The 11968-nt window shown below is 46.3% G+C and carries 10 protein-coding genes; 4 read left to right on the forward strand and 6 right to left on the reverse strand.

Features of this window, described 5'->3' with window-relative positions:
- The 6 genes from Q0338_RS09985 to Q0338_RS10010 all read right to left on the reverse strand — a co-directional run.
- Positions 1–233, reverse strand: a 233-nt coding sequence (locus Q0338_RS09985) for a flagellar hook capping FlgD N-terminal domain-containing protein (protein WP_298086591.1), incomplete at its 3' end; no start/stop codon positions are given.
- A gap of 47 nt (positions 234–280) precedes the next feature.
- Positions 281–1729, reverse strand: coding sequence for a flagellar hook-length control protein FliK (locus Q0338_RS09990; RefSeq protein ID WP_298086592.1), 1449 nt, complete (start codon positions 1727–1729; stop codon positions 281–283).
- 108 nt (positions 1730–1837) lie between these two features.
- A complete protein-coding gene (locus tag Q0338_RS09995; protein ID WP_298086593.1) occupies positions 1838–3823 on the reverse strand; it encodes a TonB-dependent siderophore receptor in 1986 nt (661 codons plus the stop codon).
- Positions 3824–3841: 18 nt separating this feature from the next.
- On the reverse strand, positions 3842–5740 hold the full coding sequence (locus Q0338_RS10000) for an iron ABC transporter permease (protein ID WP_298086594.1): 1899 nt from the start codon (positions 5738–5740) through the stop codon (positions 3842–3844).
- Positions 5737–6609, reverse strand: a complete 873-nt coding sequence (locus Q0338_RS10005) for an ABC transporter substrate-binding protein (protein ID WP_298086598.1) — start codon at positions 6607–6609, stop codon at positions 5737–5739. The genes Q0338_RS10000 and Q0338_RS10005 overlap by 4 nt, the downstream gene beginning before the upstream one ends.
- Positions 6609–7373 (reverse strand): ABC transporter ATP-binding protein, encoded by a 765-nt coding sequence (locus Q0338_RS10010; RefSeq protein WP_297969120.1) that lies wholly within the window; start codon positions 7371–7373, stop codon positions 6609–6611. Before Q0338_RS10010 ends, Q0338_RS10005 begins: the two co-directional genes overlap by 1 nt.
- Before the next feature lie 165 nt (positions 7374–7538).
- On the opposite strand from Q0338_RS10010, the gene typA reads away from it, so the two are divergent.
- The 4 genes from typA to Q0338_RS10030 form a co-directional block, all read left to right on the forward strand.
- Positions 7539–9347: a translational GTPase TypA gene (typA, locus tag Q0338_RS10015; protein WP_298086599.1), complete on the forward strand. Its 1809-nt coding sequence runs from the start codon at positions 7539–7541 to the stop codon at positions 9345–9347.
- Positions 9348–9581: 234 nt separating this feature from the next.
- Positions 9582–9842: a heavy metal-associated domain-containing protein gene (locus tag Q0338_RS10020; protein WP_298086595.1), complete on the forward strand. Its 261-nt coding sequence runs from the start codon at positions 9582–9584 to the stop codon at positions 9840–9842.
- On the forward strand, positions 9839–10105 hold the full coding sequence (locus Q0338_RS10025; RefSeq protein WP_298086596.1) for a heavy-metal-associated domain-containing protein: 267 nt from the start codon (positions 9839–9841) through the stop codon (positions 10103–10105). The genes Q0338_RS10020 and Q0338_RS10025 overlap by 4 nt, the downstream gene beginning before the upstream one ends.
- 351 nt (positions 10106–10456) lie before the next feature.
- Positions 10457–11968 (forward strand): TonB-dependent receptor plug domain-containing protein (locus tag Q0338_RS10030; protein ID WP_298086597.1); only part of this gene is annotated, 1512 nt, incomplete at its 3' end.

Consider the following 11968-nt stretch of genomic DNA (forward strand, 5'->3'; position numbering starts at 1 on the left):
TTTTCTTGCATTTCAAGCGAGGCTAGCTGGCTAGTTTGGGTTAGCATTTTTTCCGTATCCATCGGGCTTGTCGGGTCTTGATACTGAAGCTCGGTCAAAAGAAGTTTCATAAAAGCGTCCTTGTCTAGCTGGGCGTTTGGATTGGTGCCTGCGGCCTTTTGTAGGGCGTCCGCCGATTTTTTGGCGGCTTGGTTGTTTACCGTAAAGTTATTGGTTTCTAGTCCGTTTGCCATCTTTTATCCTTTAAATTTTTATATCTCAAGCAAATTTGATTCCAAATTTACACGTATCGCGGAACGACGAGCTCTAAACGAGGCGCAGTCGGTTCGCTTTGCTCGGCGTCGTCGGAGCTAAATTTGGAGCCTTTGTAGCTTTTTTGCCCTTGCTCTTTTTTGGGCTGATTTTGATCGCTAAAGTTCATCTCAAGCTCGGTAAAGCCCATATTTACGAGGCTGTTTTTAAACTCGGCCTGATTTTGTAAAAAGAGGTTCATCGTCTGCGTGTTTGAGTTGAAATTTATGTGCAGATTGTTGCCGCGATTTACCATCGTGATCTCGACTTCGCCCAAATTTAGCGGATTTAGCGTGATGTTAAAGCGCATAAACGGCGATTTGTATGCCGCGACTTGCTCTTTTAAATTTGAGCTAAAGTTATCAAACGTCTCGCGCACGGCCTGGAAATTTCTGCTTTGCGCCTTGGCGTTTGAGATGACGTCTTTTACCATCGCGTTTAGCTCGCTGTTTTCGCCGTTATCGCTTTGGGTTTCGGTTAAAATTTGCTCTTCGCCGTTTTCGCGCTCAGGAAATAGCAAATTTTGTAAATTTATCTTTTTAGAGTCTTGGCCGAGCACAGATTTTTCGCTTTTTGCGGCGGTTAAATTTAGCTCGCTTTCGGCTTTGAGGTTTGGCTTATCGTCTTTTAAATTTGTCTCTTTTTCGCCATCGTTTTTTACCGCTTCTTTTATGATTTTGGAGTTTTGAGCCAAATTTTGCGCGTCTTGCGCTTTTGCATTGGCGTCTTTTGGCTGGGCCTTATTTTGCTCTTCTTGCACGGCGGCGAGTAGTTTATTTAGCGTATCTTTGGGCTCTGGCTCGCTTGCGTTTATCGTCTCTTCGACCTTGTTTTTTAGCTCGCTAAAAGCGAAATTTTTCTTAGGAGTTACGGGTTCAAAGAAATCTTTTTTCGCCAAACTCGGAAATTTCTCGCCTAGCTCGTCGGCCTGGGCTTGCGTTACTTCGATATTTTCTAGACCCAAATTTAGCTTATTTGCGATCTCTATTAGCTCGTTTAGATTTTTGGCTCCCCTTAGCTCGTTTAGCGTCGTTTCGCTTGAGAGCGCTTTGGCTAGGCGGTTTTCAAAATTTGGAAATTTGCTGATTTTTTCGCCGCCGCTAAGCATCTCTAAAATTTGCAAAAGCTGCATAAAAGTCGCGTTTTCAAACAAATTTTCCGCCGCTTCCTCGCCTAAAATTTCTTTTACGTCCGTGCTTTGGATAGGCGCTTTTGTTTGCTGATTTTGAGCCGTTTGGGCGGATAAATTTACGGCTTTTGCCATCTCTTTTAGATCTTTTTCGCTTAAATTTTCGCCCTTTTTAGCGGCCGCGTCTAGCACCATAGAGAGAAATGCGCCGTCCTCTTTACCGCCTTTTTGCGCGTTTTTGCTCTGCTTTTTCACGCCGCCTTTGATGCTCGCGTCAAATGATAAAATATCGTTTTGAGTAGTCTGCATAAAAACCCTTTAAATTTAACTTTCAAAGGGTATGCAAAAATCGTTCCTAATCGTTTCGTAGAAAAACTCGCCTCGTTTGAGGCGAGTTTGGGAAATTAAAATCGGAGATTAAAATTTATATTTAGCCGTTAGCGTAGCTCTGATGCCTTCGCCGTAGTAGCAATAATATCCGTCGCAACCGGAAAAATACTCTTTGTCGGTTAAGTTATTGACGTTTAGACCTACGCTTAATTTTTTATACTCGTATTCCGCCATAGCGTCTAGCAGGGTATAAGAATGGCTTTTGTAGCCGCTTGCCGAGCCGTCCGGGATAGAGCTTACGTATCTAACGCCCGCGCCCACTTTTAGGCTTTGGTCGGCGGTTAGGCTAAATTTATACGTTATAAATGAAGAGAGCGTGTTTTTAGGTATTAGAGCCGTTTGAGTTACGATATCGCCGTTTACTCCGTCGTGAGTTTTTGCGCTAAAATAATGCGTATAGGCCGCGATCCAGTTTATATCGTCGGTTAAATTTACGTTCGAGCTTATTTCTAAGCCTTTGGTTCGTTTTTTACCGGCTTGGCTTTGGATATATAGGCCCCCGACCATACCGCCCACCAGAGCGTTTTTCTCCTCTATATCAAAGTATGCAAGGCTAAATTCTCCGTCTATAAATTCTGGCAAGTATTTTACGCCCGTTTCGTATTGTCTGCCTTCGATAGGTTTGTATCCGACCGCGCTGTTGCTTCCTACGACGGGAGTAAAGCTTTGAGAGTAGTTAAAAAACGGCATCAATCCGATCGCGTCGAAGTTATACATTACGCCCGCTTGATAAGTGGTTTTGGATATTTCGTAGTTATTTTTCGTGCCTAGCGTATCGGAGTCCTCTTTTAGCTTGTCGCGTCTAACGGCGGCGTTTAGGATGAGGTTGTCAAAAAGCGTCGCTTGGTTGCTAAAATAAAAGCCCAGTTGCGACTGATCTACGTCGTATCTTGGGGCGCTACTAGGTCTAGCTACGCTTACTCTATCGCCGATAGTCCAAGGCGTCGTGCTAGAAAAGCCGTAAATTCCGTCCGCTTTTATTTTTCGGTAATCAAAGCCGAACGTGGCTAAATTTTTGATGTTTTCGCCTTGAAATTCATAGCTCAAGCGGTTGTCGAACGTATGAGACTTCACATCCGCATCGACTAACGTAACGCCGAAACTGCCCACGTATAGCGTAGCGAGCTGCTCTTTGTCTTCTTTGTTAAATTTATAGCTCGACGCGAATTTTAAATTGTCCGTAAAATTATGCGTTAGCTCGTAGCCGGCCGTATACTGCTCTCTTTTTAAAAAGTCGCTGCTTGAGCTCGGATTTACGCCGCGAGATACTTTCGTTACGTTCGGATAGGGATAAAACGCCGTCACGCCCGTGCCGTTATCTTTGGTATAGCTTGAAAGTAGCGTCAGCGTCGTTTCGTCGCCGAGCAAAAACAGCAAAGACGGAGCGATATAATAGTGTTCGTTGTGCGTAAAATCGACGTCGCCGTGTTTTTTCTCGTAATTTCCGACTAAGCGAAATTTGACCCTATCGGTAAAAAGCTCGTCGCTCGCGTCAAAGAAAATTCCGCGTTGATTTTTGTTGCCGATCTTAAATCCGACCTCGGCAAAAGGCTTAGCCGTCGGACGCTTGCTGACTAAATTTATAACTCCGCCCGCACTTGAGGCGCCGTATAAAAGCGAATTCGCGCCCTTTACGACCTCGATACTTTCAAGCCCGTAGATATCGTGCTGAGCGCCTAAATATCCGCCTTTGTAAGGCGTAGAACCGTCAAGCGTAACCGTCGCGTTAAAGCCCCTTAGCTTTAGCCAATCGGTCGTATCCAGATCCGTTCCGTAGGGATTTATGAAGCCTGCTTCGTATTTAACGGCATTATCGAGTTGGCTTGCGCCTTGTTCGGAAATTTTATCTTGCGTTATCGCAGTAGTGGTTCCGGGCTGCATAAAGTCGATTTTTCCGCTGCCTTTGGCTACAGAGCCCACGACGCTTACTTCTTCGAGAGCTACGCTATCGGCGCCCAAAGCGGCGACCGCGCTCAAACTTAAGGCTAAACCCAGCCTAAAACTATTTTTCATTTTGTCTCCTTTTAAAGTTTATTTTAATTTTCTGGCCACCGATACGAAATAGGCGCTTCCGATAATGGTAGCGACGAGCCCCGAAGGTATCTCGTAAGGAAAAATAAGCGTCCTGCCTAAAAAGTCGGCCGTTACCATCAATATCCCGCCGATAACAGACGCGATTACGATTTGCAAGCGCGGCTTGCGAAAGCCCAAAAACGACGCTATATGCGGCGCTAGCAAGCCAACGAAACTAACCGGGCCTATGTTAAGAGCCGCTAACGCGCTTATGCCCGCGCAAAATAAAAACAGTATCGTTCGGTATCCCGGGACGTTTACTCCCAAGCTCGAAGCGGTCGCGTCGCCTAAATTTAAAAGCTCGATTTGCCTGGAATAATAAAGCGCGAATAAAACGCTAGCTACCGCCGCGATAAATAGAGCAGCAGCCCACGCTGTCGTAACCGAATAGGTACTCCCCGACGCGTAGCCCATAAAGTTATAAATCCTGCTATCTCCCGTCGCGAGCAAAATTTTCTCTACTGAGCTAACAAACGCCATTATAGCTATGCCCGTTAAAATCACCTTGTGCGGCGACATTTCGTTTTTGTAGTTTACGGCTACGGTAAAGCAAAGCATGGCGCAAGCGCCGGCGATACCTAGCGGCACGGTCAAAAACGGCGCTAAAAACATAGCCGCCAATACGCCAAGGCTCACGCCGGAATTTATCCCCAAAAGCTCGGGAGAAGCCATTTGATTTTTGCTTAGACGCTGTAAAACCGTTCCCGCGACGCCCAGTATCACGCCACTAAAAAGCGCGGCCGCTACTCGGTTTATACGCACGCTTAGTATCTCTTGGCTAAAATTTCCGACCCCGAAAAATAGCGAAAACAAGCAGGCCGCGACCAAAACGGCTAAAATAACGGGCAATACGAAAGCGGCGTTTGCTTTTACTGCCGAGCCCGCGTCGCCGTCTTTTGCGGATACTTCGTTTTTATGGACGCCGCGTATTATCAGCCATAAAAGCAAAGGCGCGCCTAAAAACGCGCTTATACCTCCAGCGGGTAAATTTACGCCCGTTAAATTTAAAATCACGATCAAAATTTCGTCCGTAACGCCCAAAAGCAACCCGCCGCACAAGCCGCAGCAAATTAGCTTTTTTGCGAAATTATCGAATTTAAATCTATCTGCTAGCGTATAAGCCCCAAGCCCTACGAATGCGATGATGCCGACGAAAGCTACCGTCAAAGCGGTGAGATAAGCGGCTATCAAAAGCCCCGTCGCGCGTATTAAATTTACGTTTACGCCAAGAGCCTTGCAAGCGCTATCGCCCAAAACAAAAAGGTGAAACGAGCGAGAAAAATATAAAATAGCCGCTAAAGCCGGCAAAAAATAAACTAGCATGGAGTAAAAATTAAACGCGCCGTCTTGCGCCAAATCCCCGCTCATCCAAACCGCGACGAAAAAGCTCTCTTCTTGAAAAAAGAGCATTAAAAGCGAGGTTAAAGATCCGAAAAATAAACCGATTATAAGTCCCGATAGCGTCGTGGTAAATACCGAAAATCCGCGCCCCGAAGATAATGCGAAAAGTATCGCTAGCGCCGCGACCGCGCCGACGAAAGAGCTCGCGACGGTGCTAAGTCCCAGATGCGGAAAGAAAAGAGCGCCCGCTAGCATAAAAAATCCCGCGCCGCTACCTACTCCGAGCGTACTATCGCTTGCTAGCGGGTTATGCGTTATTTGCGCCATCAAAGCCGTAGCCGTAGATAAAAACAGTCCGCTTAAAAACGCGACGCCTATTCGCGGCAAAATATAATTTAAAACGACTAAATTTTTGACGTTTTGGCCGAAATCTTCCAGTAAAATCGCCTGCGAGGCGACTGCGGCAATACCCAAAACGACGAAACCGACCGAAAAAATCGTAAGTAATTTTTTCATTTTCGGGGATCTTGATTTAGGTTTTGAGCCAGCTGCGTAGCAAAGCGCTGCATGCTCAAAATCGAGCCCGCGCTCCAAATCGGACTCGTCTGAATACTATTTTCAAAAAACCCTAGAGCTCGAAACAGCCCGTTAAATTTAAGCTCGCGCTTAATATCGAGCGGATTTGGTTCGACGATAACGAGTCGCGAGTTTTTAGGAAGCTTAAAAAGCGAAGTGATCGGCACCGTGGCTATACCCCACAAATTAAACGTAAATTCTTTAGGCGCGGCGTTTTTTAGCCCCATTTTTTTCAGGCTTACTCCGTATATGCTGTTTTCTCCGTAAATTCTCAAATGCTTGCTGTCTATAAACTGGATCGTCGCGATAGGTTCGTTTGAAAAACGCGCGAGCTCGGCGCGTAAATTTTTAAAAAATTCTTCGTTTTCTCGTATGAGATTTTGTGCTTCTTTTTCTCTTTTTGCGATTTTGGCGATACGATGCGTCGCGTCCAAAATATTTTCGTATAAATCCCCTTCTTTATACGCGTCTATGACCTCTACTCGCGCGTATTGGGCTAGGGCGTTTTTGTTAAATTCAAAAAAGGACGGAATGATGATAAAATCGGGCTTTAGCTTGATTAGCGCTTCTAGATTGGGCTGCATTCTAAGCCCTAGATCGACCGCGTTTTCTACGCTTGGTTCTTTGACCCAAATTTCATAGTTTCTTTTATCTCCGATAGCCGCTACGTCGTATCCGATAGACCTCAATATCTCCGCCGCCGTCCAATCTACCGCTACGATTTTAGGGCTTAAATTTTCCGTTTCTTGGGGTAAATTTCGAGCGATTAAGGCAGTTAAAGTAAAAATAAATACGAAAAAAGCGCGCATCAAAAAACCGCCGCTAGTCGGTTTTGGGTAGGATGAGGAACGATGCTCGCCTTTACGCCGTAAATTTGCGCCAGGCGCTCGCTGTTCATTATCTCTTTTGCATCGGCGTTAAAGATCACCTCGCCCTTTTTCAAGGCTATGAGATAATCGCAATATGTAGCGGCTAAATTTATATCGTGAATAACGATAATAACGCCTTTTTTGAGCTCTTTGCCCAGCCTGGAAATAAGTTGCATAACCTCGATCTGAAAAGAGATATCAAGCGGAGCCAAAGGCTCGTCTAAAAGCAAAAAATCGCTTTGTTGAGCCAGCAGCATCGCCAAAAACAACCTAGAACGCTCGCCGCCGGATAAGGTGCGCACCTCTTGGTCTTTAAATTTAAGCGTTCCGGTTGTCTCCAAAGCCTCCAAAACTATGCGTTCGTCGTTTTTTTCGTCGCGCAAAAAGCCGCTTTGATGAGCGTATCTGCCCATCGATACGAGCTCAAATCCGCTAACGTCGGCCGCATCGGGTAAATTTTGCGGTAAATACGCGAGCTTTTTGGCAAAATCTTTGGCGCGATATTCTTTGATATTTTTATCCAGCAAAAGCACTTGCCCGGAATATTTTTTTTGCTGATTGGCTAAAATTTTAATAAGAGAAGATTTTCCCGAGCCGTTATGTCCGATGAGTCCGTAAATTTTACCGCTTTTGAATTCTAAATTTATTTGATTTAGTATCGTTTTGTTTGAGATTTTAAAGCCGACGTTTCGGGTTTTCAACATAAATTTACCTTAGGGCGTTTAACTGATAGTAAATATTATAACCGTATAAAGCTAAATTTAGATTAAATTTCGGTTATAAATTTTTTTTTAGCAAGTTTTGGGTATAATCGCTATCTTATCAAAACGCGTATATCCGCGCTTTAAAAGTTTAAAATGGAGAAAAATTTGGAAAAGATACGAAACATCGCCGTCATCGCTCACGTCGATCACGGCAAAACCACGATGGTTGACGAGCTTTTGAAACAATCGGGTACTTTTAACGAGCACCAAGCCGTCGGCGAACGCGTGATGGATAGCAACGATATCGAGCGCGAGCGCGGCATCACGATCCTCTCGAAAAACACCGCGATCCGCTACAAAGACACCAAGATCAACATCATCGACACCCCGGGCCACGCCGATTTTGGCGGCGAGGTAGAGCGCGTGCTAAAGATGGTCGACGGCGTTTTGCTGCTCGTAGACGCACAAGAAGGTGTAATGCCGCAGACTAAATTCGTCGTGAAAAAAGCGCTCTCGCTCGGCCTTCGTCCGATCGTCGTCGTAAATAAAATCGACAAACCCGCAGCCGATCCAGATCGCGTGATAAACGAGATTTTCGACCTTTTCGTAGCGCTTGAGGCAAACGACGAGCAGCTAGAGTTCCCAGTCGTTTACGCGGCGGCTAGAAACGGCTACGCGAAGCTAAATTTGGCCGACGAAAACGTAAATATGCAGCCGCTTTTCGAGACGATTTTGTCTCACGTCCCGGCTCCTAGCGGCGATATAAACAACCCTTTGCAGCTTCAGGTTTTCACGCTTGATTACGACAACTACGTCGGTAAAATCGGCATCGCACGTATATTCAACGGTAAAATTTCTAAAAACCAAAACGTGATGCTCGCTAAAGCCGACGGCACGAAAACGACGGGCAGGATTTCAAAACTCATCGGCTTTTTGGGCCTTGAGCGCCGCGACATCGATGAGGCGCAAGTAGGCGATATCGTGGCGATAGCGGGCTTTGAAGCGCTAGATGTCGGCGATAGCGTCGTGGATCCAAACTCCCCTATGCCGCTTGATCCGCTAAAAATCGAGGAGCCTACGCTTAGCGTCGTATTTAGCGTAAACGATAGTCCGCTAGCGGGCACCGAGGGCAAGCACGTAACCTCAAACAAACTCGACGAACGTCTAGCTAGCGAGATGAAAACCAATATCGCGATGCGCTACGAAAACATCGGCGAGGGTAAATTTAAGGTTAGCGGCCGCGGCGAGCTGCAAATCACGATTTTGGCCGAAAATATGCGCCGCGAGGGCTTTGAGTTTTGTCTCGGGCGTCCGGAAGTCATCATCAAAGAGATCGAGGGCGTGCGCTGCGAGCCGTTTGAGCTGCTGGTGTGCGACGTGCCGGACGAGTTTAGCGGCACCGTGATCGAAAAACTCGGACGCAGAAAGGCCGAGATGGTCTCTATGCACCCGACCGGCGACGGACAGACTAGGATCGAGTTTGAGATCCCTGCGCGCGGTCTCATCGGCTTTAGAAGCCAGTTTTTGACCGATACGAAAGGCGAGGGCATCATGAACCACAGCTTCCTTGAGTTTCGTCCGCTCATCGGTAGCGTCGAGCACCGCAGCAACGGCGCCCTAGTATCGATGGAAAACGGCGTAACGCTAGCATATAGCCTCTGGAACCTGCAAGATCGCGGCATACTTTTCGTCGATCCGCAGACTAAGACCTACGTAGGTATGATCATCGGCGAGCACAGCCGTCCAAACGATCTGGACGTAAACCCGATCAAAGGCAAAAACCTAACCAACGTACGCGCTAGCGGCTCTGACGACGCTATCAAGCTCGTACCGCCTAGAAAGCTAAGCCTAGAACGCGCTTTGGAGTGGATCGAGGAGGATGAGCTAGTCGAAGTCACGCCGACAAACATACGCGTACGCAAACGCTATCTGGATCCTACTATGCGCCGCAGAATGGCAAAAACAAAAGAATAAATTTTATAAATTTAGCCTGCAAATTTACGGTTTTTGCGGGCTAAATTCCCCTCTTAATTTCCCTGCAATATTTTTCCACCCGCTTTAAATCTGCTCAAATTCGATGTCAAATTTTGGTTTGAAATATAAGAAAAAAGTAAATTATATTACATTTTAATATAAATAGAAAATAATAAATATATAAGAAATATAGTGATACAATTTCATATCAAATATTATTTTCAAGGAGCGATGATGAAGAAAATTTTACTTTTAGCGGCGATTTGCGGCGCTGTTTTTGCAGAGCAAACCTACGAACTAAACGTACCGAATATGAACTGCGGCGGTTGCGCCAAGAAAATCGAAGATGCCGCAAAAGGCGTCAAAGGCGTAAAAAGAGTGAGTTTTGATCTAAAAAGCAAGGACGTGAACATCACCGCAGATAGCGGCGTAAACGTGATGGACATCGTGCACGCGATCCAAGCCAAAAAATACAAAGTCGGTATCAAAGAATGAAAAAGCTAGCTCTAGCGCTGGTGCTTTGCACGGCGGCCTTTGCGGACAAGACTTTAGTTTACGAGATCCCAAACATGGCCTGCGTGAGCTGCTACGAAGTCATCACGCAGACGTTAAATACGCTTAAGGGCGTGAAGAAATTTGATGTAAATTTGGAGGCTAAAACGGCCGACATCGTCGTCCAGGACGACTTTGCGGAAAATACGGTCGTAGAAGCGCTCAAAAAACAAGGCTATCAGGCGGTTTTAAAATCTAAAAAATAACGCCTGCGCGGGACAAATTTAGCTCTTAGCGCAGTTTTTATATTTTTAGCAAAAGCGGCTTTAGAGCTTAGCAAACCTGCTTGGCGTAGCTTTTTTAAGCGGCGAATAAATTTGGGCGGCGTTTTTATTTAAATTTGCGGTTTAAACGCGCGTTAAAAAAACAAAGCCTAATCGCTGCGAGGGCAAATCGCAAATAGCCGCCTTTTTGCAAACTTTGCGGCGTAAATTTAGCCGAATTTTAGCAACCGTTCAAAGCTAAAACGTAAGGCGAGTAAAATTTATCGCCGCCTAAAATACGCGGTTTTGACGCAAACGCCCAAAACCGACAAATAAATTTAACTAAGGATAATTATGAAAAAAACGGCTAGTCTTTTAGTGGCGGCCGCGGCGTTAAATTTGCCGCTTTCGCATTTGGTCGCGAGTCGCGACGCCCATCAAGGCTCTTTAAATTTAACCGCTTTAAAGGCGTTAAATTTTAGTACGCTAAACGCCGCGGAGGTCGTGCTAGATAAAGTCGAGGTCAGCGCCGACGCCAACGCTACGAAAGAACCCGGAAAACTAACGCGCGCGGATATGGATCTGATAACGTCTAAAAATCACGGCATAACCGATCTTTTAAAGGGCAATCCAAACGTCGCCTTTAGCGCGAAAAACGCCAAAAGCGTGCGCGCGGGCGAGCTGGCTCCGCAAGATATCAGCATAAACGGCGCGAGCTACTATCAAAACAACTTTACCCTAGACGGCGCAAGCATAAATAACGACCTAGACCCTAAAAAACGCACGCGGAATAACCACAACAACATCTGGAGCGACAGCACGATAGGCTCGCAAGCCATGAGCGTAGATACGGATCTGCTAGGTAGCGTCGAGGTGCTAGATAGCGCGGTCTCGGCTAGGTACGGCGGCTTTCAAGGAGGCGCCGTAAACGCTAAAACCAGAGACCCCAAAAGCGGCTTTCACGGCGTACTTAGCTACTCTTATACGGGCGGGGATTGGAGCAAAATTTATAAAGACGCCTCCGCCGCGCAAAGATACGACGACGGCAATCTGGCCGATATGAGCGACTTTAAAAAGCGCAGATATAGAGTCGGCGCCGAAGGGTATTTGACGCAGAATTTCGGCCTTTTGCTAGACTACTCGAGGCACCGCTCCGTCATAGAAAACCACTACAACAAAAAACAGATAAATCAAAATTTATACTCGTTTCCGGACGACAGGCAGACTAATGATAATCTTTTCGTAAAAGGCGTTTGGGGCGTGAGCGATAAATTTACGCTAAAGCCGAGCTTTTTGTACTCTAGGCTAGATAACTACACCTCCGCCAAGCGCTACCTAGACTCCCAGCTCACGCTAAAATACGGCGGTTACGTCGCGACTCTCGAGGCGCAGGCCGATCTTGAGGGGGTATTTTTAGAGCAGACGCTTAGCTACTCCGCCTCGCAAAACAGCCGCGACTATGAGCATGATACCGAGTATTATACCTACAAATCCTCAAACGTCAAAAACTGGAGTACGAGCGGGAGTGCGGGCATCGGCGGGTATAACGACTTTACCCAAAAGCAGAATACTCTCTCGTATAAATTTGATGCGAGCATGAAAGAATTTGACGCTTTTAGCGCGGTGCATCTGATAAAATCGGGCTTTGAGCTAACTAGGCAAATCGGCGGTTACGAGATACCCAAAACCTACGTTCACAACAGCGCCCCAAAGTCGCTAACGGGCGCGTGCGAGCCGGGGGATAAAACTTGCGTCATAGACGATAGCTTCGCATCCCAGCGCGCGATCGGTCAATATCTATCGAAAAAAATCTACTACTACGCCGTAAAAACCAAGGCTACGCAAACCAATCTCGCCCTTTATCTC

The sequence above is a fragment of the uncultured Campylobacter sp. genome (assembly GCF_938018145.1).
GTDB lineage: Bacteria > Campylobacterota > Campylobacteria > Campylobacterales > Campylobacteraceae > Campylobacter_A.